The organism is Pseudomonas sp. KB_15 (assembly GCF_052114525.1).
GTDB lineage: Bacteria > Pseudomonadota > Gammaproteobacteria > Pseudomonadales > Pseudomonadaceae > Aquipseudomonas.
On the sequence record NZ_JBFREX010000034.1, the window covers coordinates 16,645 to 37,040 of the forward strand.

A 20,396-nucleotide genomic window follows, 5' to 3' on the forward strand; every position below is an offset into this window, starting at 1 on the left:
TCTTGATCGACGCAAGCCTACGGTTTTGCTTCCCCGTAGGCTTCTTCCAAACAACAAGAAACAGGAGTACTCCGATGCCAAGCACCGTGATCAATGCCAACGTCGCCGCCGTCGATCCCGGCGCCTTGCGCCAGGCCTTCGGCACCTTCGTGACCGGCGTCACCGTCATCACCACCCATGACGCCGAAGGCAATCCACGGGGCATGACGGCCAACTCATTCACCTCGGTTTCCCTGGACCCGCCGCTGCTGCTGGTGTGCGTCGGCAAATCGGCGGCCAGCTACACCGCGTTCGCCGCCAGCGAACAGTTTGCCGTGAACTTGCTGCATGAAGGGCAAGTGGACGTCTCGGGCACCTTTGCCTCCAAATCGCCAGACAAGTTCCAGACCGTCAATCACGACACGGTCCACACCGGGGCGCCGATCCTCACCGACAGCCTGACCTGGTTCGATTGCACCGTGCACCAGCGCATTGAAGCCGGCGACCATCTGGTGTTGATCGGCCAGGTTCGCGCCTTCGGCACCAGCCCCAAGTTGCCGCTGTGTTTTTGCCGGGGCCGCTACGGGAATATCCAGGACCCGCTACCGGCCAGTTGGCTGGACTCGCACAAGATGATCATTGGCTACCTGATCGAAGCCGGCGACGCGATCCTGTTTCGCGCCGATGGCCAAGGCGGCTGGACGCTGCCCGTAGCCGGCAAGCGCAAAGGCTTCATTGATGCCGGCCAAAGCTCGCTGCCGGTCGAACTGGAGTCGACCTTTCTGTATTCGGCGTTCGATGTCGACGACACCGACCCGGGTTACCTGATCTACCGCGCCCAACTCGACAGCCTTGATGTCGAGTTACCCGACACCTTGCGCTTCTTTCCCCTCGACGATTTACCCATCGAATTGATGCCGGTCAACGAACTGCGCTCGGTGGTGCGCCGCTATGCCCGCGAGCGCCAGAACCAGCAGTTCGGCATCTATACCGGCTCCGCCGCCAGCGGACGGGTGGCGATGATCGAGAACAGCGCACTGGCTGCCGAACCCCTTTGACACGCACCCACAGGACTCTTCCATGAAAACCACGGTCAGCGCCCTTGCGGGCAACCGCCTCAACCTGTTTATCGATGGCCGGTTCGTCGCGCCCGCCAGCGAAACCTGGGTCGACAGTTTCGACCCCACCACCGGCCAGGCCTGGTACCAATTCGCCCAGGCCGATGCCAGCGATGTGGCTAGCGCAGTCGCGTCGGCGCACAAAACTTTCCACGACCCGCAGTGGCGCAATATGACGCCCACCGCACGGGGCAAGTTGTTGTATCGCCTTGCGCAACTGGTCGCCGAAAACGCTGAAGAACTGGCCCTGCTGGAAACCCGCGACAACGGCAAGCTGCTTCGGGAAATGCGTGCCCAGATGAGTGCCCTGCCCGACGCCTACATCTACTTCGCCGGCATGGCCGACAAGCTGCAAGGTGAAACCATCCCGGTCAACAAGCTCAACCAGCTCAATTACAGCACCCGCGAACCGCTGGGGGTCGTCGGCATGATCACCCCCTGGAACTCACCGCTGATGCTGCTCACCGGCACCCTGGCGCCGTGCCTGGCGATTGGTAACACCGTGGTGATCAAGCCGTCGGAACATGCCAGCGCCTCTACCCTGGCCCTGGCCGAATTGGTGATCGAAGCGGGCTTCCCGGCTGGCGTGGTCAACGTCGTCACCGGTAACGGTGCCGTCACTGGTGATGCTCTGACTCGCCACCCGGACATCGCTAAATACGTGTTCACCGGCAGCACCGACACCGGCCGACGCATCGCCGGCAATGCGGCCAACAACCTGGTGCCGTGCCAGATGGAACTGGGCGGCAAGTCCCCCCATGTGGTGTTTGCCGACGTCGACATCGACAAGGCGGTCAACGGCGTGGTCTCTGGCATCTTCGCCGCGGCCGGGCAAAGTTGCGTCGCCGGCTCGCGCTGCTTCGTCGAAGCGCCGATCTACGACAAATTCGTTGAAGCCCTGGTGGCCCGCACCCAGCGCATCAAGGTTGGCCATCCCATGGAAGAACACACCGATATCGGCCCGCTGGCACTGCAAGCCCAGTTGCAAAAACTCGAAGGCTACATCGCCAGCGGCGCAAAACAGGGCGCGCAAGTGGCCATCGGCGGCAAACGTCCCAATGCCTCGAATCTGTCCGAAGGCTGGTACTTCGAGCCAACGGTGATGGCCAACGCCACCAACGACATGCCGTTCATGCGCGACGAACTGTTCGGCCCGGTGGTCGGCGTGATGCCGTTCACCTCGGAAGAACAAATGATCGGCCTGGCCAACGACACCCACTACGGCCTGGCCTCGGGGATCTGGACCCAGAACATCGACCGCGCCATGCGTTTCGCCAACCGGATCGACGCCGGCACAGTGTGGATCAACACCTACCGCAGTTCAGCCTACATGTCCGCCAATGGTGGCTTCAAGCAGAGCGGTTACGGCCGTCGTGGCGGCTTCGACGTGATGCGCGAGTTTTCCCGGGCCAAGAACGTGGTCATCGACTACTCCGGCGAAATGCAAGACCCCTTCGTCATTCGCCTGCGCTGATTATCCAAGGAGCACCTTATGAAATTTGCCGTATCCCTGAGCATGGAACGCTTTTCCCCTGACGTGCCCATGCAGACCGTCATGGCCAACCTGCTGGAACTGGCGCAGATCGCGGATGAAGGCGGCTTCGAAACCCTGTGGACCTCGGAGCACCACACCCTCGAATGCACCATCGCCCCCAACCCGTTCCAGACTCTGGTGTGGCTGGCCCAGCACACCCAGCGCATTCGCCTGGGCACCGCGACGCTGGCCGCCGCGTACTGGCATCCGATCCGCCTGGCCGGTGAAGCCGCGCTGTGTGATCACCTGACCAAGGGCCGCCTGGAGTTCGGTATCGCCCGCGGCTCTTATCAATACGAGTTCGACCGCATGACCCCTGGCCTGCAACAGCAGGAAGGCGTGGGCTATATGAAGGAGCTGGTGCCGGCGGTGCAAAAACTCTGGGCCGGCGATTACGCCCATGACGGCCATTACTGGAAATTCCCGCTGACGGCCGCCGTGCCCAAGCCCTTGCAAAAGGATCACCCGCGTATCTGGGTGGCCGCGCGGGATCCGGGCACCTTCGATTGGGCCGTGAGCATCGGTGCCAACATTCTCTCCACCCCGCTCTCGGCCCCGGCGGCAGAAATCGCCGTGCTGGGCGAGAAATTCAACAAAGCCGTGGCCGACAACCCCCATGTACCGCGTCCGCGGTTCATGATGCAGCGCCGCACCTGCGTCTACGCCAAGCCGGAGGACTGGGAACTGCCGGTCAAGCACAGCATGGACTTTGGCCGCGCCTTCGAAAACCTCATGCAGAACGTCGGCACCGTGCACAACGGCTTCCCGGAGTCTGTGCCCTTTGAAGCCGTGCGGGGCAAGGAGAACTACAACCCGGAAAACATTCGGCGCAACCTGATGTTCGGCACCCCGGAGGAAATCATCGAAAAGTTGCTCGACTACGAAGCCGCTGGCGTCGATCAGTATTGCCTGGGGCTCACCTTCAACCTGCCATTCGAATTGCAGAAGCAGACCCTGCGTCTGTTCATCGATGAAGTGATGCCGGTTTTCGCCGAACGCGAACGCGCCAAACGCCACGACAAGGTCACGGGGTAAGCGCCATGAGCCAGGCACAACAATTCAGTGTGGCCAACGTCACGCTCAACTATCGACTCGATGGCCATGGGCCGCGACCCCTGGTGTGCATTCATGGCGTTGGCTCAAGCCTTGAAGCATGGAGTGATGTGGTGAACGGATTGAAAGATCAGTTCACCATCCTGACCTTCGACCTGCGCGGCCACGGCCAGTCGTCCCGCACCCCGGGACGCTATGAGATCGATCACCTGGTGGGTGAAACGCTGGCCCTGGCCGATCACGTTGGCTTCAAGCACTTCGACCTGGCGGGCTTCTCGCTGGGTGGTTTGATCGCCCAGTGCCTGGCGCTGACACATCCGGCGCGGGTTCAGCGTCTGGTGTTGTTGTCGACGGTCGCCGGGCGTACTGCGCAGGAACGCGAACGGGTCCAGACACGGCTGGCGGCCTTGCAAGCCGGCGAACCGGTGGCGCATTACGAAGCGTCGCTGTCACGCTGGCTGACCGAGGATTTTCAGACGCATCACCCTGAGGCCGTCAGCCGTCTGCGGCAGCTGAACGCCAACAATGATCCCGGTTGTTATGCGGCGGCGTATCGGGTGTTGGCGGAGTCGGATTTCGGCGACCAACTCCAGCGGATTCGCTGCCCGACGCTGATTGCCACCGGTGCCGACGATGCGGGTTCCAACCCGAGAATGGCGGCCTTCATGCACGAGCGCATCCACGGCTCACAACTGAAAATCCTGCCGGGGTTACGCCACTGCATTCTCATCGAAGCGCCGCAACTGGTGGCGAATCTGATGCGTGACTTTCTGATTGATGTTCCGGAGGTACAACATGGATAAGTCATTGCAAGCCCAGGGTGAAACGGTTCGCCGTCAAGTCCTGGGGAATGCTTACGTCGACCAGGCGCTGGGCAAGGCCGATGATTTCTCCCGGCCGTTCCAGGACGTGCTCAACGAATACTGCTGGGGCATGGTCTGGACCGATGAAGGCCTGGACCTCAAGCAACGCAGCCTGCTGAACCTCGGCATGCTCGCGGCGCTGGGCCGCATGGACGAGTTTGCCACGCACTTCTGCGGCGCCATCCGCAATGGCCTTACGGACGAGGAACTGCGCTGCGCCCTGATACAGGTCGCGGTGTACTGCGGGGTGCCAGCGGGTGTCGAAGCCTTCCGCGTCGCCCGGAATGCACGGGAAAGCATGGGTGCGACAGATTCCGCTACCGGCTGACGTCTCAACCTTGCACTCGCCACACCGCTCATGCTGTAAGTGCCCCGCACAACAACAAAAATTTTCAGATTGCACCCTTGCGCCCGTAGCAGCTGAAAGACCATTAACTGCCAGAAGCCCAAAAAATTTCTATTGATGAAATTTTCCACAGATTGAAAAACAACAATTGGAGGCAATTGGTGAGCGAACGACTGAAGATTGAGAACCTCTACAAGGTCTTCTCCTCAACCCCGGACAGAGCCATGCAGCTCTTGACCGCCGGCGCCAGCAAAGACCGGATCCTGGCCGAGACCGCGACGGTGGTCGGCCTCAACAACGTGTCGCTGTCTATTCCCAGCGGTGCGATCTACATGATCATGGGCCTCTCCGGCTCAGGGAAATCCACCCTGGCCCGCTGCATCAACCGCTTGAACGAACCCACGGCCGGCAAGATCCTGCTGGACGGCAAAGACCTGGTGGCCCTGAACGAAAGCGAGTTGCGAGAGGTGCGACGAACGCGCATCTCCATGGTGTTCCAGCACTTCGCCCTGCTGCCGAACAAGACCGTGATCGAAAACACCGAGTTCGGCCTCAAGCTTCGCGGCGTTCCTGCCGCCCAGCGGCGCAAACGCGCCGAGGAAGTGCTGGCCATCGTCGGCCTGGCCAAGTGGGCCGATCATCACCCCCATGAACTGTCCGGCGGCATGCGCCAGCGGGTTGGTCTGGCCCGCGCCCTGACCACCGACGCCGATGTGTTGATCATGGACGAAGCCTTCAGCGCCCTCGACCCGTTGATCCGCACGGAAATGCAGGACGAACTGCTGCGCCTGCAACGCACCCTGAAAAAAACCATCCTGTTCATCACCCACGACTTCCAGGAAGCACTGAAGCTCGGCACGCGCATTGCGATCATGGCGGACGGCCAAGTGGTGCGCGAAGGCACGCCCCAGGAAATCGTCGCCAACCCCGGCAGCGACTACGTGGCCGGATTTACCCGCGAGGTGGATCGCTCGCGGCTTTTCGATGCGCGCTCGATCATGGAGCAAGCCGGCACCCTGCTGGTCCAGGACGACATCCGCATCGTCGGTAATGAAAGCGCCAGCGCGTTTGTGCTGAATGCCGCCGGCGAGGCAATTGGCGTGCTGGACTCCCGTGCACTGCTTGCGGTGGGCGGTGGTGCCGATGCTCGGCAACGCCTGTCGCTGCAGTTTGTCAGCGTGCCGGCCAGCGCCAAGTTGGTGGAAGTGGCACGGCTGCTCAAACCCGGCCTGCCGGTCGCGGTGGTCGAGGCTGACGGTGTGTTTGTTGGCACCCTGAACAGCGCCCACATCCTGGATTGCATCGCCGGCCTCCCTTCCAGCCCCCCGGCCACTCGCCCTTTCGTCTCGGAGGTTGCACACCATGCTTAGTTCAGAAGACCTCGCCGTTTTCCCCGTGGACCAATGGATCAGCCAATGCGTCGAGTGGCTGGGCATTCATTTTCGCCCGATGTTCCAGGCCATTCGCTGGCCGGTGGAGCACCTGCTGGCGTTCAGCGACACGGTGATCCACGCCATTCCGTTCCCGGTGATGGTGCTGCTGATGTTCCTGATCGCTTACCGCGCCGCCAGCCTGGGGGTAGCGCTATTCAGTGCCATTGCCCTGGTGATCATCGCCACGCTGGGGGTGTGGGACGAGGCGATGACCACCCTGTCGCTGATCACCACGGCGATTGTCATCTGCATGGTCATCGGTATTCCCGTGGGAGTTTGGTGCGCCCGCAGTGAACGGGTCTGGGCCGTGATGCGACCGATCCTCGACATCATGCAGACCACGCCGACCTTCGTGTACCTGGTGCCGGTGGTGATGCTGTTTGGCGTCGGCACCGTGTCGGGCGAAGTGGCGGTGGTGATTTCTGCCTGCCCGCCGCTGATCCGCTTTACCTACCTGGGCATTCGCATGGTCGAAACCGAACTGGTCGAAGCAGGCCAGGCCTTTGGTGCCGACCGTCGCCAATTGCTCTGGGAAATCCAGTTGCCCCTGGCGATCCCGACCATTCTCGGCGGGCTGAACCAGACGGTGCTCACCGCCATGGTGATGTCCGTGGTGGTGGCGATGATCGGTGCCGAAGGTCTGGGCCTGGTGGTGTTGCAAGGCCTGGGACGGATGGACGTGGGCCGTGCGGCGGTGGGCGGGATCGCCATTGTGTTGCTGGCGATGATGCTCGACCGCATCACACAGAACCTGGCACAACCGACGCCGCACAAGCGCAAGTCGCTGTTCAAACGGCTGCTCAATTCGCGCCAGGTCAACGCATAAGAAAAAGAAGTCATGAATGCCAGTTATTGACTGCCGCACCTTAACCATAACGAGAAAAACAAAGAGGAAAATCATGATGCGTCCATTCAACGCCTTGCTTGGATTTGCAGCAACGTTGTCCGTGGTGGGTCTGGCTTGCACTGCGGTGCAGGCCGAGGACCTGCCGGGCAACGGCAAGACCATCCGCTTCGTGCAGTCGGAAAGCACCGGCGGTAACTACGTCATCACCAAAATCGCCATCGAAGCCAGCAAGCGCCTCGGTTACGCCACCAAGTTGAGCACCGTCAATACCACGCTGTTTTTCCCGGCAGCGGCCCAGGGCGACCTGGACCTCTCGATGGACGTGACCCTGCCGCAGTTGCAACCCAGCTTTGACAAGGTCAAGGAACGTACCGAGGTAGTAGGCGCCGGCTCTATCACTGGCGCCGGCTACAACGGCTACATGATCGACAAGAAAACCGCCGACGCTTACCACATCACCAGCCTGGAACAGCTGAAAGACCCGAAGATCGCCGGGCTGTTCGGCAAGAACGGCAAGGCTGACCTGATCAGCTGCGACCCGGGTTGGGGCTGCGGCGATGTGGTCGACTATCAACTCGACAAGTTTGGCCTGAAGGCCACCGTCAACCCCGTACGCGGCAAATATGAGGCGTTGATGTTCGAGAACGTCGCCCGTCTCAAGCGCGGCGAACCGGTGTTTTTCTATGCCTGGGCGCCGTCGTGGATGACCAACACCATGGTGCCGGGCAAGGACGTGGTGTGGCTGCCGACACCGTTTGACGCCCTGCCTGGCAATGTACCGAGCACCACTTCGGCGCTGACTCCCGGGGTGGCGGGTTGTGCCGGTGGCGCCGACCCATGCCGCATGGCCATGGCCGCGTGGAACTGGTACGCCATCGGCAACAAGCAATTCATCGCCGCCAACCCGGCCATCAAGTCCCTGGTGGAGCAGATGACGTTCCCCCAGTCGACCTGGAGCTACTGGGAAAAAACCATCAGCCAGGATGGTTCAAGCGAACGCAATATTCGCAAGTTGGCTGACGACTGGATGAGTGAAAACAAGGCGACGATGGATGGGTGGGTGGCCACGGCCAAAAACGCTCAGTAGCGCCAACTACCTTGTGTCGAGCGGGGACGCCCGCTCAACACAAAAACCTCTGTTTGACAGCCTGTAATCAGAAAAAAACTACTGTTGCCCCCTAACCAAACCGCGAATTCCCCCCACCGCCCTGCCCTAGCATTAGTTGTACTCAGACGATTGGGAGTAACACCATGACCAACAATTACCCGTTGCTGTTCAAGGCCCTGTGCTATGTGGACGGCCATTGGGTCCACAGCGACAGCGGCCACAGCATCGCCGTGCACAACCCCGCCGATCAGACATTGATCGGTCATGTACCGCTGCTCGATCAACCGCAGATCGTCGCCGCCGTCGATGCCGCGCACCGTGCTTTTGCCGAGTGGCGCGAGCAAAGCCTGGAGGCACGCGAGAAGATTTTGCGGCGCTGGGCGGCGTTGATTCTTGAGCATCAGGAAGACCTGGCGCGCATCCTCAGCCTGGAACAGGGCAAGTCCCTGACCGAGTCCCGTGGCGAAATCGCCTATGCCGCCAGTTTCATTCCCTGGTTCGTCGAAGAGGCCCGGCGCCTGTACGGGCAAAACATTCCCAGCCACATCCCCGGCGCGCACCTGGGCACAGTCAAGGAGCCAGTCGGCGTCTGCGCGTTGCTGACTCCGTGGAATTTCCCCTCGGCCATGATCACCCGCAAAGCGGCCGCAGCCCTGGCCGCCGGTTGTACCGTGGTGATCAAACCAGCCCATGAAACACCTTACTCGGCGTTCGCCTTGGCGCAACTCGCCGAGGAAGCGGGTTTCCCGGCCGGTGTGTTCAACGTGGTGTTGGGTGAACCGCAGATGACCATGCAGACCCTGGTGCAAGACAGCCGCGTGCGTTCGGTGAGTTTCACTGGTTCGACCCGCGTCGGTAAGTTGGTGCTGCAGGCGGCGGCTCAGGATGTGAAAAAGGTTTCGCTGGAACTGGGCGGCAACGCGCCGTTCATTGTCTGCGCCGACGCCGATCTTGAGCTGGCGGTGAAAATCGCGGTAGCGGCCAAGTTCCAGACCTCCGGCCAGGATTGCTGCGCGGCAAACCGCATCATGGTCGAGCGTTCGGTTTACCCGGAATTTCTCAAGCGCTTTGCCGCTGCCGTGCGTGAGTTGAAAGTCGGTCCGGCCATGATCGGCGACCGCGAACAACAGGTCGATGTCGGCCCGTTGATGCACCAGGCCGCCTTCGATGTCACCGCCGAACGTGTCGCCGATGCTTTGCAACAAGGCGCGCAACGGCTGGTCGGCGGCGAGGCCCATGCCCTTGGCGGTTTGTTCTACCAGCCAACGGTACTGGCCGACGTCACACCGCAAATGCGCATCTACCGCGAAGAAAATTTCGCGCCGATTGCCGGGGTAATGCCGTTCGACACCCTCGACCAGGCCGTCGAGATGGCCAACGACACCGAATACGGTCTGGCCGCCTACATTTGTTCCAATCGCCTGGACCTGATTTACCCGCTGATCCGCCGACTCGACCACGCCATGGTCGCTGTCAACGGCGTCAAGTTCACCGGCCATCCGATCCCGTTCGGTGGAATGAAAGCCTCGGGGCTCGGCCGTGAAGGCGGCACCGAGGGCTTCGAAGCCTTTGTCGAAACCAAATACTTTTGCCTGCACCATCAAGGCCAGTTCTAAGGCCAGTTCTCAGGAGACATGCCATGAACCAAGAACTCGACTCGCTGTTCGAACAAGACCGTGCGCACTTCATGCACCCTTCGACTCACGCCCATGACCACGCCAGCGGCGCGCTCAAAGGACGCATCATCCAAGGCGGCTCGGGTATCCGCATCCGCGACCACGAAGGCCGTGAACTCATCGACGCCTTCGCCGGCCTGTACTGCGTGAACATCGGCTATGGCCGCACCGAAGTTGCCGACGCGATCTACAAGCAAGCCAAGGAGCTGGCCTATTACCACACCTACATGGGGCACTCGACCGAAGCGATCATCGAGCTTTCGAGCCGCATCATCGACTGGGCGCCTGAAGGCATGAAGAAGGTCTATTACGGCCTCTCCGGTTCCGACGCCAACGAAACCCAGATCAAACTGGTGCGCTACTACAACAACGTATTGGGTCGCCCGCAGAAGAAAAAAATCATCTCCCGCGACCGTGGCTATCACGGTTCGGGGATCATGACCGGCAGCCTGACTGGTCTGCCGAGCTTCCATCAGCATTTCGACCTGCCGGCCGAAGGCATCAGGCATACAGTGTGCCCACACTGGTATCGCAAGGCGCCGACCGGCATGGATCAAGCCGCGTTCGTACGTTATTGCGCCGACGAACTGGAGAAAATGATCCTCGCCGAAGGCCCCGATACCGTCGCCGCATTCATTGGCGAACCGGTCATGGGCACCGGCGGCATCGTGGTCCCTCCTGCCGGTTACTGGGCAGCGATTCAGGCGGTGCTGAACAAGTACGACGTGTTGCTGATCGCCGACGAAGTGGTCTGCGCCTTCGGTCGCCTGGGATCGAAGATGGGCAGCCAGCGTTATGGCATGCGTCCGGACCTGATCACCACGGCCAAGGGCCTGACCAGTGCTTATGCGCCGCTGTCAGCAGTGATCGTCGGCGAAAAAGTCTGGGATGTGATCGATAAAGCTTCCGAGTCCCAAGGCGCCATGGGCCATGGCTGGACTTATTCCGGGCATCCGATCTGCGCGGCGGCGGCCTTGGCCAACCTCGATATCCTGGAGCGGGAAAACCTCACGGCCAACGCCGAAAAGGTTGGCGGTTACCTCAACCGCCGGCTGCGCGAAACCCTCGAAGGCCATCCGTTGGTGGGTGAAGTACGTGGCGACGGCATGCTCGCCGCCGTCGAGTTCATGGCCGATCGTGAACAGCGCACACCATTCGATACGGCCTTGAAGGTCGGTCCGAAAGTCTCGGCAGCCTGCCTTGAGCGCGGCATGATCGCCCGGGCGATGCCCCATGGCGACATCCTCGGCTTCGCCCCGCCACTGATCCTGACCGAGGCCGAGGCGGACTTGATTGTCGATATCACCAAGGGAGCGATTGACCAGGTGGCCGCAGAAGTATTGGGTTAACGCTATCGTTGTGGCGAGGGAGCTTGCTCTCTCGCCACAGGTTAAGTTGATACCCTGATACTCCCCCCGTCCGTAACAGAGTTCTTTGACGATGCACAAGCTCGACCGCTATGACCTGAAAATCCTGCATCTCCTTTCCGAGGATGGGCGTATCACCAAGTCGAACCTGGCCGAGGCGATCAACTTGTCCGTAACGCCCACGTGGGAGCGCGTGCGCAAATTGGAAAGCGCCGGCCTGGTGAAGGGCTATCGCGCGGTGATCGACTGGAACCTGGTGTTCAAGAGCCAGCAGCTGTTGGTGGAAATCACTCTGTCCCAACACACGGCACACGGCATGCGCCGCTTCGAACAGCGCATGAGCGATGCCGCCGAAGTGGAGTTCTGCTACGCAACCGGAGGCGGCGTGGATTACATCGCAATGATTCGCGCGCCGGACATCGATCAGTACCAGCGCTTTATCGACCAGTTGCTGCTTGAAGGCCTGGGCATCGAACGCTACTTCACCTACATCGTCACCAAGACCATCAAGACCGGCGGGGCGCTGCCGTCGCAGGCACTGGCCCCTCTACCGACCTCTGACTAACGCCAAGTTTTGGCCCATCAAACTCAAATCTGATCCGCGTCGTGATAGAGCTGCGCAAAGCTCACCAGACCGATTAGCTTCTCGATCTGAGCCAGAGACTTTTGCCTGGCTTTCCACACCGGCGTGATGACGAACTCCTTGGGGAGAGTTGAAAGATCCTGTTCCAGAACGAAGGCAAAAACCTGAAGCTTGCCATCCTTCACGGCGCAAACAACCTTCCAGAAGCGAGATGGGATCTGAACTCGCTCGGTTCCAGAAAACACTTCATCGTCGTCGGACAAAACCGGCCCTGCAAAAATGCAGTAGCGCTCAGAATCCGCTTGCGACCCAATAAAGTTCTCTAGCTGTCCCCAAATACCACTCTTGCCGGTCTGGTTGAAATTTCCACGCTGAGGGGAGCAGTTGGTTACGTGGTAGGTATCACCATTGGCCCGCTGAATTTGCTCAAAAGTTTTTCCCCAGCAGACATCTTCTCGACGAACAATGTGCCCCTTATCAAAGGCCCCATTGTCCTTGGTGTAAAACCGATCCGGAATCTGAAAACACTCGTCAACGCGCGGGTCAAGAACCCACTTTTCCATTTCTCCTTTTTTGAGCAGACCTGTAAGTCCGGCCCGTGTGTAGTCATGCCCCGGTTGCGGTTGTATAACTTGCGTGCGGCCATCAACATTCGAGGCCGTGAAGATGGCCAGCTTTCTTTTCCGGTGCAAAACGACACTGAAGTGCTCGTAAGGAATGATTGAATCGCCACTCTTGGTTGGGGCGATCAACGACGGGTCATTGACCTCAGGGAGGGGGGTGTCGAGACCGAGAAAATTCAAATCGAAGCCAGTTCTGGTCGAGTAATCAATATCGATAATCGGCTCTTTGTAAGTCTCCGTCGCGACGCTCACATCTGTCATGTCTGCAGCAACATTGCCGGCCAGATTTCGCTGCGTCCCCAGCCCCAATCTTGCTGCGAGACCGGCAAATGGCTCACCCAGTTCAAGCACCAATGTCCCCAGTTCCAAACGCCCTCCCCCGGTAACGGACGCATAAACAGGTGTTGAAGCCGACGCAGGCGCAACTGAAGCAGGTTGCAGAGTAACCTCCTCGCTTCGACGAGAGGCGTGAAACGCGGTGGAAAGGATATCGCCCCCTTCCCGCGAGGCCACCAACTCTGCCAGATAGCCCTGGTTTTCTGGTGCCGCCTGATCAATGTGAGCGCAAATACTACTGACACGTATGCCTTCGTTGGCGGCCCAATCCACCAGCGAATCTTCAATACCATCAAGGCTGTCGACCGAAGAGCCGTCACGTAGCATCGGGCGGCCTGAGGCGTCTTTCTTCGGCACGCCTGAATGGTGCAACGCCACCACCTGAAAACTATCGTTCAGAACCGCCGCACCACTGGAACCGGGGGCCGTATCACTTCGGTACAAAAGCACGTCCGCCAGACTGTCTTCCATACATTCATTTTCCCGAATGGCCCATTGCCGAGGCGCACCACCAGGATGCTGGACAATCGTGAGCCATTCGCCTTTCACCGCCTTACCGCTGGTTGGCATCAACCGGTGGTAGCCGAAACGCGATAATGGTGTAGCTCCATCGACTGACTTGGGTTCCACTGCAACCAAGGCAAAGTCAAACTCGACGTTGTTAAAAAAATACAGGTCAGGCCGCAAATGAAATCGGTAGGTTGGTTCAGGATCGCCGGCCACGTTCATACGATAGTTAAACTCTGCCAATGAGGGCGCAGCCTCTTCAGCGCTGCGCAAAACATGCTCATTAGTGAGTAGCAGCCGGGGCGACACCATGAACCCTGTTCCTGAACCCAGAGATCGTCCATCTTGCCCACGAATCAGAATGCGACAAACCGGCATGCCCGCCAGCAGGGCCCGATCAAAAAAAAATTCGTCGACCAGATCGTTCGTCCCCATGATCCGCTCTTGCTCGACTGGGGTTGGCCGAGCACCTCCGGCAGATAGAAAGGCTCGCCTCACTAACAGCTTGAGCGGTAAATCGTGAGCCTCAACCGTTGGTGTAGTGCTCAGTGGTTGGTTGCCGCCGCTCGCCGCCATGGCGGCTCGTTGTGCGCTCAAATCCAGTTGGTGCTGACGAACGATGCCCATTCAATCTCTCCTTTATCTTCCCGGACGCGAGTCTAGCGACGCGCTAGCAGTCAAAGGGTAGACGAGGAAGTGTCAGGCCATGAGCAGTGTTGATGAGTACTTCGCGAAAGGAAGAACAGGGCAAAATCCAGGTTTGAGCCTCTTGCCCATACACAGATATGGCCAGCCGAAGATCCATCATTGAGGCTGATCAGCGGATTGATCATGCAAAGCCTTAAACCCGCGCTGCAAATCTTCGATCAACGCCGCGACATCTTCCAGGCCGATATGCAACCGCAACACAGGATTCATTGTGCGATCAGCCGCGCTGTTACGGTGTTGGGTATCGGCCAAGGTGATCAGACTTTCAAAACCACCCCAAGAAGCACCCAAACCGAATAGCTGCAGTGCATCAATAAAGCGCTCGACATACTCGTCGTCCGCCTCGCTCAATTCAAAGGACAGCAAGCCGTTGCTGCCGGTGAAATCTCGCTGCCACAAGACGTGGCCAGGATGATCGGTCAAGGCCGGATGGAACACCCGTTTCACCTGCGGTTGCGCTTGCAACCAAAGAGCGACTTCCAAGGCCTGGCGCTCATGCACCTCCAGGCGTGGCGCCAGCGTTCGGGCGCCTCGCAATACCAGATAAGCGTCGTCGGGGCTGACGGTCGCGCCAAAGGCATCGCTCATATTCATCATGGGCTGCCAGGCTGCTTCACAGGTGCAGACACTGCCCATGACCACATCACTGTGGCCGCTCAGGTACTTGGTCAGCGCCATGATCGAGATGTCCGCACCAAGTGTCAGCGGTCGGTACAGGTAACCGGAGCCCCAGGTGTTGTCGACGGCCAGCAAAATCCCTCGCGGTTTGCACAAGGCGGCGATGGCCGGCAAGTCGCACAGTTCATACAACAAAGAGCCTGGCACTTCGGTGTAGACCATTTTGGTGTTGGCTTGCAATTGAGCCTGCAAGTCACGGCCGTCCGGGGCGAAATAATTGACCTGAATACCGAAGGGCTGAAGAAACTCTCGTGCCAGACGCCGCACAGGTGCGTATACCGCGTCGGTGATCAGCACATGATCGCCGGGTCGCAGGTAAGCGAGAAACGTCTGCGCGACCGCTGCCAACCCGGTACCGAACAAGCGAGTGCGATACCCCCCCTCCAGCTCGGTGACCAGGTCTTCGAGGGCAAACGCCGTTGGATTTCCGCGTGCTCCATAACTCAGCACACGCTCGCTATCACGGCGAGCTCGGGCGTCTCGCATTTGCGCCAGATTGTCGAACAGCACGGTGCTTAAGCGAGTGACCGGCACATTGACTGCGCGGCCGCCGGCACCCTGAGCCCGCGCCGAATGCACAAGGCGCGTACGCACCTGCGAATCCGAACGAGCGGGAGGTTGTAATGGCTTGAAACTGGCGATTTCGTCGTCGCTCATCTGCGCCAGCAAACCAATTTCCCAAGCCAGATACTGACGCGCCGCGTCTTTGTTACCGGAGTGGCGGTCATGGGTAAAAAACAGAAAATCGATGCATCGATCATTGGATGGCGTGTCCGGGTTTTCCTGCACGGCGAAACCCGCTGCACGCCAGGCCTCGAGCCCACCGTCAAGCAGCTGCACCTGCGCACGCTGGGCGTGAGGTAATTCCTGTGCGGCGAGCGCAGCCAGTCGCGGATCATCGGCCAGTAACACCAGCGGTCGCTGTTCGCCCGCGACGTGTGACGCCAGCAACGAGCGGATCGACCAACTCGCGCCGACAATGTGCCCTTTGCGATAGGTCATGCTCGGACGAACGTCGATCAGCGCGACGGCGTTATCTTTCAACGCATCAGACAGTGCCCGTGCAGTGATCGTTGACAACTTTTCATGAGCGAAGACTTTACCCGCGGGTAACGCCAGGCCACTGCTCATACCACCTTCCAGTACATACGCCTCATGCCCCAATTGGCGCAGCCAACTCGCGACGACAGGCGCCCGCACGCCATCGCTGTCGATCAGCACCAGCCGCGCCTGACGCACGCCGATATACAGATCAGTCGATTGAACTAACTGACCACCTGGCGTGTGTTGAGCACCAGGTAAACTGCCGGCGGCAAACTCTTCGGCGGTGCGCACGTCGCACAAAAACAGACTGCGCCCGGCGTCTGTGGCCCACTGCACGACCTTTGCAGCCGTTACCGTTTTCACACCGGCCCGCTCCGCCAGTTGTGTAGCCGCCAGACGTTGCGCCGTTAGTGGTGCAACCGACACCGCATCGGCAAAACGACGGCTGCTGCCATGCTCCAGTTGAAAGTCTTCCAGGTACCAGCCTTGGGTTCCGTTTTCCAACGCGTAGACCGGATTCTTCAAACCCAGGTTGATCAGTGTCTGCGCACCGATAATGCTACGGGTTCGACCAGCGCAATTGATCACGATTGGCGTGCTGTTGTCTGGCACCAGGTCATGGATTCGATAGCCCAGCTCGCCGTTCGGGCAACACACTGAACCGGGAATGGTCATCTTGCGGTATTCATCGAACGGCCGGCCGTCGAGTACGACCAGTGGCTCGCCACGAGATTGCAAATCGGCCAATTGTTGCGCGGTGACATGCGGTGTATGACTGGCCTCTTCCACCAACTCGCCAAAAGCCTTGGACGGGACATGCACGCCGGCGAACAGTTGATAACCGGCGGCCTGCCAACCATCCGCACCGCCCTCCAGAACGTGCACGTTGCCATACCCCAACGCATGCAGGCGCTGGGCAGAACGCGAAGCGACATCACCGCCGTTCTGGTCATAGATCACCAGCCGCACTTGGGGATTCGGTGCAAGACGCAGCACCTCCAGCTCCAGTCGGCTGTAGGGCAGGTTGATCCCGAAAAACAGATGGGCTTCGCCATACTGGCCATGCTCGCGCACATCAAACAGGGCGATTTCCTGCCCGTCGAACAGCCACTGCTGCAATTGCTCTGGGGTTACGGTCTGGTTCATGGGTGTTCTGCTCGAAAGAAAATTATTGAAGCGCCAGAGAGCGCTCATTGGCCGCCAGTTCGCGGCCCTTCGCATACGCACGTTGAATGGCTAGACGCGCCTTGTTAGCTAGATAATTGAGAATGGCGCCGGATTCGAACAGGCTCAGCGGTTCGCTCAACCCCTCTGGCGCATGGTCGACAATCGCCGGAATTCGCCCATTGGCGCTGATCCGCTGGAACGCCGCCGGCGTCTGTTCGCCGTCGCGGATGTTGATCGGCACCATGCGGTAATCCAGCTCAAGCTCTTCCAGCAGAATGCCGATCTTCAACCCATTGCCGGTGGGCCAGTAGTAAAGATCGATCATGCGTAAGCCTTGATCGACGGCGCCATTTGCGAGGCGTTGTAATTGAGAATGCGTCCGTCGGCCTCAACGCCATAGCGACCATTGAGGGACTCCAGCGGCAGACCATAGAGATGGAAATGCAAGGTCGCCTGCTCACCCTCGACGCGAATGCCGTGCAAGTCTTCACCGAGGAACGAGATCGACGTGCCGGGTTGCACGATCACTTCCTTTTCCAGGTGCAAGGTGGTGAAACCAGGCTCGCGACCTTCGTCATCACGGCTGTAAACGTAGTTGATCTCCTGGCCTTCGACGGCACTGATAATCGCCCAGGTTTCGTGGTTGTGCGGGATCGTACTTTTGCCCGGCAACAGTGAGTTCAGGTACAGCGTCGGTGTGTCTCCGTCGTCATTCAGACGGTAACGAAAGGCAGAACTGCCCTGCCCCGGCACCGGTGCGGGAAACTCGTCGAAATTGAATAGATCACGGCGTTCGGCCAAGGCTTCGAGCAGGGAAACAATTTCCACCAGTGCGGCGCGGTCAACGCCGTTTTGGTTAATGACTCGGATTTTCTTCAGGAAATCTTCGATAACGACGGCACGGTTTTCGGTACTCATAAACAGGCTCCTCGGTTTTAGACGGACAGGCTGTAGCGACCCAGGTTGGTCAGCAGATAAGGGTCGTTGGCGACAACAGGACGGCGCCCCGGATCACCCAATGCATGGCGCAGGAACTCCCGGGTGCGCTCGCTGGTCGGGCGTTGAAAAATCTGTGCGGCGCTGCCGTGCTCAACGATCACGCCGTTTTCGGTGAAATAGACGATGTCGCTGATCTCTTCGGCGAAACGCATCTCGTGGGTGACCAGCACGCAAGTCATCCCCTCTTCGGTCAACTCGCGAATCACCGTCAGCACCTCGCCGACGGTTTCCGGGTCAAGGGCGGACGTCACTTCATCGAACAGAATCAGTTCCGGTCGCATCGCCAGCGCCCGGGCAATTGCCACACGTTGTTGCTGGCCCCCGGACAGTTGTCCCGGATAGGCATCGGCCTTGTGCTCCATGCGCACTTTGGCCAGCAAGGCACGTGCCTCTTTTTCGGCATCGACCCGGCTGCGCCCCAACACCTTGCGCGGTGCAATGACCAGGTTCTCCAATACCGACAGGTGCGGAAACAGGTTGTACTGCTGAAAGACAAACCCCACGCGCTTGCGCAATTCGATGCGCTGGGCTTCCTGGGCCAATTTGTGAACTTCGGTCGTGCCGACACGGATACTGCCGCGCTGGGGCTGCAACAGTCCGGTGATGCAACGCAGGATGGTCGACTTGCCAGAGCCCGACGGGCCGATGATCGACACCGCCTGCCCCCGATGCACGTCGAGGTCGATGCCGTGGAGCACCAGGTTACTGCCAAACGACAGGTGCAGATCGCGCAGGCTCACCAGCGGCTCAGCGACGGTTTCAATAGAAGGCATAACGTCGCTCCAGGCGTTGGGTGAGACGGGAAATCGGGTAGCAATAAGCAAAGAACAGCACCAGCAAGCTCAGGTAGATCACCACAGTGAAACCGGTCATGTTCACGGTGTTGCTGGCAATCTGTGCGGTGTCGATCACATCATGCACGCCCACCAGAGAGGCCAGCGCAGTGCCCATGGTGATCACCGCATACAGGTTCATCCACGGTGGCAACATGCGCTTGAAGCACTGCGGCAGAATGATCGATCGGAATATTTGCCCCCGGGTAAAAGCCAGCGAGCGTGCGGCCTCCCATTGAGTGCCGGGGATCGAAGCGATGGCGCCACGGAAGATTTCCGCAACGTTGGCGCTCGCCGGCAAGGCCAGGCCGATCGTCACTTTGACCCAGTCCGGAAACGACACGTGAGCGCTACCGATGTGGATCTCGAACGGGAACACGTAGGTAGTGAAATAGATCAGCACCAGCCAGGGTGCATTGCGGAAGATCTGCACCCAGATCCGCGCCGGCAAACTCAGAAGACGCAGCGGCGACAACCCCAGCGCCCCAACCAGCAACCCCAGCAGCGAGCCCAATGCGATCGCGACCAGGCTGATTAGAATGTTCTGACCAAAGCCTGCGACCAGTGCCGGCGACCATTGCAGCAACGCCTTTAACACCGGACTTTGCGGGGCGAACCACACCAACCAGAGCACGATGCAGACCAACAGCAGAAGTTTGCCGACATGCCGACGCGGCCAGGCCACCGGTACGGTGACGGACGATTCAATGGCCATAACCAGGCATCCTCAGGTGCGCTTCAAGGTAGCGCCCCACGCAATTGACAATAAAACTCAGCAGACCGAAAAAGCTCAGGATCAAAATCATCATTTCCAGAACGTTATCGCTCTGCGTCCAGATCATGATCGACGCGTAGGTGATGTCTGCGACGGCAATCGCCGAGGCGACGGCGGTCATCTTCACCAGGTCGATCAGGTTGTTGATCAGCGAAGGCAAAGCGAACCGCAGGGCCAGCGGCAGTTGCACGTTCCATAGCAACTGACGGCTGCTGAATGCCAACGAACTGGCCGCCTCCAGCGTCACCGCCGGTACAGCCTCGATGCCGGCGCGCAGGGCCTCGGCATGGAAAGCGCCCTTGTGCAACGAGATCACGATCACCACCCAGGCGAACGGCGTCAGTGGGTTTGCTGCACCAACGGCTTGAGTGAGCAACATGTTCAATACGAGGAACGCGCAATACAGCTGCACCAGGGTCGGCGTGTTGCGGGTGACTTCGATGAACACACGTGCCGGTTTCGCCAACCAGGGATTGCCCGACGTCAGCATCGCCGCCAGTCCGAGCCCGGCGAGCAAACTGCCGAGAATGGTGCACAGGCACAACCACATCGTGGTCAACGCACCCTGCACCACGCTGCCGCGTTGATAGGTGTCCAGCAGGAAGTTGTAGTTCAGACCGAACCCGGCAGCCCAGTGGACGAAAAGCTCCAACCAATGACTCATGCTTCTCCCCGCAATTGCGTGCAGGCCCGGGCAATGCGACGTCCGGATTCAGCGACGCTATCGATCGCGGTGGACAGGCGAAACCAGGACGACAATGCAACAACGCTGGCCAGGCACAGTGAGGTCAGGTTTTTAGTGGAAAAATGACGGTTCAT

18 protein-coding genes and 1 pseudogene are annotated in these 20,396 nt (G+C 59.7%); 11 read left to right on the forward strand and 8 right to left on the reverse strand.

All coding sequences use genetic code 11. The features are described 5' to 3' along the window. Positions 1–74: 74 nt before the first annotated feature. From AB4Z35_RS21960 to AB4Z35_RS22010, 11 genes are all read left to right on the forward strand, one after another. Positions 75–1,037 carry a flavin reductase gene (locus AB4Z35_RS21960; protein WP_442099387.1) on the forward strand — a complete coding sequence of 321 codons (963 nt, stop codon included), beginning with the start codon at positions 75–77 and terminating at the stop codon, positions 1,035–1,037. 22 nt (positions 1,038–1,059) lie between these two features. Next, on the forward strand, positions 1,060–2,571 hold the full coding sequence (locus tag AB4Z35_RS21965) for an aldehyde dehydrogenase (protein WP_442099388.1): 1,512 nt from the start codon (positions 1,060–1,062) through the stop codon (positions 2,569–2,571). Between the two features lie 18 nt (positions 2,572–2,589). Then, on the forward strand, positions 2,590–3,666 hold the full coding sequence (locus AB4Z35_RS21970; RefSeq protein ID WP_442099390.1) for an LLM class flavin-dependent oxidoreductase: 1,077 nt from the start codon (positions 2,590–2,592) through the stop codon (positions 3,664–3,666). 5 nt (positions 3,667–3,671) lie between these two features. Then, positions 3,672–4,487, forward strand: coding sequence for an alpha/beta fold hydrolase (locus AB4Z35_RS21975; RefSeq protein ID WP_442099391.1), 816 nt, complete (start codon positions 3,672–3,674; stop codon positions 4,485–4,487). Then, complete coding sequence (locus AB4Z35_RS21980) at positions 4,480–4,875, forward strand: carboxymuconolactone decarboxylase family protein (protein WP_442099392.1); 396 nt, start codon at positions 4,480–4,482, stop codon at positions 4,873–4,875. Before AB4Z35_RS21975 ends, AB4Z35_RS21980 begins: the two co-directional genes overlap by 8 nt. Before the next feature lie 242 nt (positions 4,876–5,117). Further along, positions 5,118–6,263 (forward strand): quaternary amine ABC transporter ATP-binding protein, encoded by a 1,146-nt coding sequence (locus AB4Z35_RS21985; RefSeq protein WP_442099393.1) that lies wholly within the window; start codon positions 5,118–5,120, stop codon positions 6,261–6,263. Continuing rightward, complete coding sequence (locus AB4Z35_RS21990; RefSeq protein WP_008001672.1) at positions 6,256–7,152, forward strand: ABC transporter permease; 897 nt, start codon at positions 6,256–6,258, stop codon at positions 7,150–7,152. Before AB4Z35_RS21985 ends, AB4Z35_RS21990 begins: the two co-directional genes overlap by 8 nt. A gap of 73 nt (positions 7,153–7,225) precedes the next feature. Further along, a complete protein-coding gene (gene proX / locus AB4Z35_RS21995) occupies positions 7,226–8,260 on the forward strand; it encodes a glycine betaine/L-proline ABC transporter substrate-binding protein ProX (protein WP_008001674.1) in 1,035 nt (344 codons plus the stop codon). 164 nt (positions 8,261–8,424) lie between these two features. Continuing rightward, positions 8,425–9,897, forward strand: a complete 1,473-nt coding sequence (locus AB4Z35_RS22000) for an NAD-dependent succinate-semialdehyde dehydrogenase (protein WP_442099395.1) — start codon at positions 8,425–8,427, stop codon at positions 9,895–9,897. Between the two features lie 23 nt (positions 9,898–9,920). Beyond that, a complete protein-coding gene (locus tag AB4Z35_RS22005) occupies positions 9,921–11,306 on the forward strand; it encodes an aspartate aminotransferase family protein (RefSeq protein WP_442099396.1) in 1,386 nt (461 codons plus the stop codon). A gap of 91 nt (positions 11,307–11,397) precedes the next feature. Further along, complete coding sequence (locus AB4Z35_RS22010) at positions 11,398–11,889, forward strand: Lrp/AsnC family transcriptional regulator (protein WP_442099397.1); 492 nt, start codon at positions 11,398–11,400, stop codon at positions 11,887–11,889. A gap of 23 nt (positions 11,890–11,912) precedes the next feature. On the opposite strand, the gene AB4Z35_RS22015 is transcribed toward AB4Z35_RS22010, so the two are convergent. From AB4Z35_RS22015 to AB4Z35_RS22050, 8 genes and pseudogenes are all read right to left on the reverse strand, one after another. Continuing rightward, the gene (locus AB4Z35_RS22015) at positions 11,913–14,000 is read right to left on the reverse strand and encodes a DNA/RNA non-specific endonuclease (protein WP_442099399.1); all 2,088 of its coding nucleotides are present in this window, start codon (positions 13,998–14,000) and stop codon (positions 11,913–11,915) included. 177 nt (positions 14,001–14,177) lie between these two features. Then, positions 14,178–16,949 carry a cystathionine beta-lyase gene (metC, locus tag AB4Z35_RS22020; protein WP_442099400.1) on the reverse strand — a complete coding sequence of 924 codons (2,772 nt, stop codon included), beginning with the start codon at positions 16,947–16,949 and terminating at the stop codon, positions 14,178–14,180. A 97-nt stretch (positions 16,950–17,046) separates the two neighbouring features. Then, a pseudogene (locus tag AB4Z35_RS22025) lies at positions 17,047–17,295 on the reverse strand (glutathione S-transferase N-terminal domain-containing protein); the annotation flags it as partial. After that, complete coding sequence (locus tag AB4Z35_RS22030; protein ID WP_442099401.1) at positions 17,292–17,888, reverse strand: cysteine dioxygenase; 597 nt, start codon at positions 17,886–17,888, stop codon at positions 17,292–17,294. The pseudogene AB4Z35_RS22025 and the gene AB4Z35_RS22030, both read right to left, overlap by 4 nt. 17 nt (positions 17,889–17,905) lie before the next feature. Then, a complete protein-coding gene (locus tag AB4Z35_RS22035) occupies positions 17,906–18,742 on the reverse strand; it encodes an amino acid ABC transporter ATP-binding protein (RefSeq protein WP_442099403.1) in 837 nt (278 codons plus the stop codon). Beyond that, complete coding sequence (locus tag AB4Z35_RS22040; protein ID WP_442099405.1) at positions 18,729–19,517, reverse strand: amino acid ABC transporter permease; 789 nt, start codon at positions 19,515–19,517, stop codon at positions 18,729–18,731. The genes AB4Z35_RS22035 and AB4Z35_RS22040 overlap by 14 nt, the downstream gene beginning before the upstream one ends. Next, positions 19,507–20,241, reverse strand: a complete 735-nt coding sequence (locus tag AB4Z35_RS22045) for an amino acid ABC transporter permease (RefSeq protein WP_442099406.1) — start codon at positions 20,239–20,241, stop codon at positions 19,507–19,509. The genes AB4Z35_RS22040 and AB4Z35_RS22045 overlap by 11 nt, the downstream gene beginning before the upstream one ends. Further along, positions 20,238–20,396: a hypothetical protein gene (locus AB4Z35_RS22050; protein ID WP_442099408.1), complete on the reverse strand. Its 159-nt coding sequence runs from the start codon at positions 20,394–20,396 to the stop codon at positions 20,238–20,240. The genes AB4Z35_RS22045 and AB4Z35_RS22050 overlap by 4 nt, the downstream gene beginning before the upstream one ends.

Bases quoted from the DNA above. Each gene is read 5' to 3' on its own strand.
- AB4Z35_RS21960 (WP_442099387.1), top strand. From the start codon at position 75: ATGCCAAGCACCGTGATCAATGCCAACGTCGCCGCCGTCGATCCCGGC.
- AB4Z35_RS21965 (WP_442099388.1), top strand. From the start codon at position 1,060: ATGAAAACCACGGTCAGCGCCCTTGCGGGCAACCGCCTCAACCTGTTT.
- AB4Z35_RS21970 (WP_442099390.1), top strand. From the start codon at position 2,590: ATGAAATTTGCCGTATCCCTGAGCATGGAACGCTTTTCCCCTGACGTG.
- AB4Z35_RS21975 (WP_442099391.1), top strand. From the start codon at position 3,672: ATGAGCCAGGCACAACAATTCAGTGTGGCCAACGTCACGCTCAACTAT.
- AB4Z35_RS21980 (WP_442099392.1), top strand. From the start codon at position 4,480: ATGGATAAGTCATTGCAAGCCCAGGGTGAAACGGTTCGCCGTCAAGTC.
- AB4Z35_RS21985 (WP_442099393.1), top strand. From the start codon at position 5,118: ATGCAGCTCTTGACCGCCGGCGCCAGCAAAGACCGGATCCTGGCCGAG.
- AB4Z35_RS21990 (WP_008001672.1), top strand. From the start codon at position 6,256: ATGCTTAGTTCAGAAGACCTCGCCGTTTTCCCCGTGGACCAATGGATC.
- proX (WP_008001674.1), top strand. From the start codon at position 7,226: ATGATGCGTCCATTCAACGCCTTGCTTGGATTTGCAGCAACGTTGTCC.
- AB4Z35_RS22000 (WP_442099395.1), top strand. From the start codon at position 8,425: ATGACCAACAATTACCCGTTGCTGTTCAAGGCCCTGTGCTATGTGGAC.
- AB4Z35_RS22005 (WP_442099396.1), top strand. From the start codon at position 9,921: ATGAACCAAGAACTCGACTCGCTGTTCGAACAAGACCGTGCGCACTTC.
- AB4Z35_RS22010 (WP_442099397.1), top strand. From the start codon at position 11,398: ATGCACAAGCTCGACCGCTATGACCTGAAAATCCTGCATCTCCTTTCC.
- AB4Z35_RS22015 (WP_442099399.1), bottom strand. From the start codon at position 14,000: ATGGGCATCGTTCGTCAGCACCAACTGGATTTGAGCGCACAACGAGCC.
- metC (WP_442099400.1), bottom strand. From the start codon at position 16,949: ATGAACCAGACCGTAACCCCAGAGCAATTGCAGCAGTGGCTGTTCGAC.
- AB4Z35_RS22030 (WP_442099401.1), bottom strand. From the start codon at position 17,888: ATGAGTACCGAAAACCGTGCCGTCGTTATCGAAGATTTCCTGAAGAAA.
- AB4Z35_RS22035 (WP_442099403.1), bottom strand. From the start codon at position 18,742: ATGCCTTCTATTGAAACCGTCGCTGAGCCGCTGGTGAGCCTGCGCGAT.
- AB4Z35_RS22040 (WP_442099405.1), bottom strand. From the start codon at position 19,517: ATGGCCATTGAATCGTCCGTCACCGTACCGGTGGCCTGGCCGCGTCGG.
- AB4Z35_RS22045 (WP_442099406.1), bottom strand. From the start codon at position 20,241: ATGAGTCATTGGTTGGAGCTTTTCGTCCACTGGGCTGCCGGGTTCGGT.
- AB4Z35_RS22050 (WP_442099408.1), bottom strand. From the start codon at position 20,396: ATGAACCGTCATTTTTCCACTAAAAACCTGACCTCACTGTGCCTGGCC.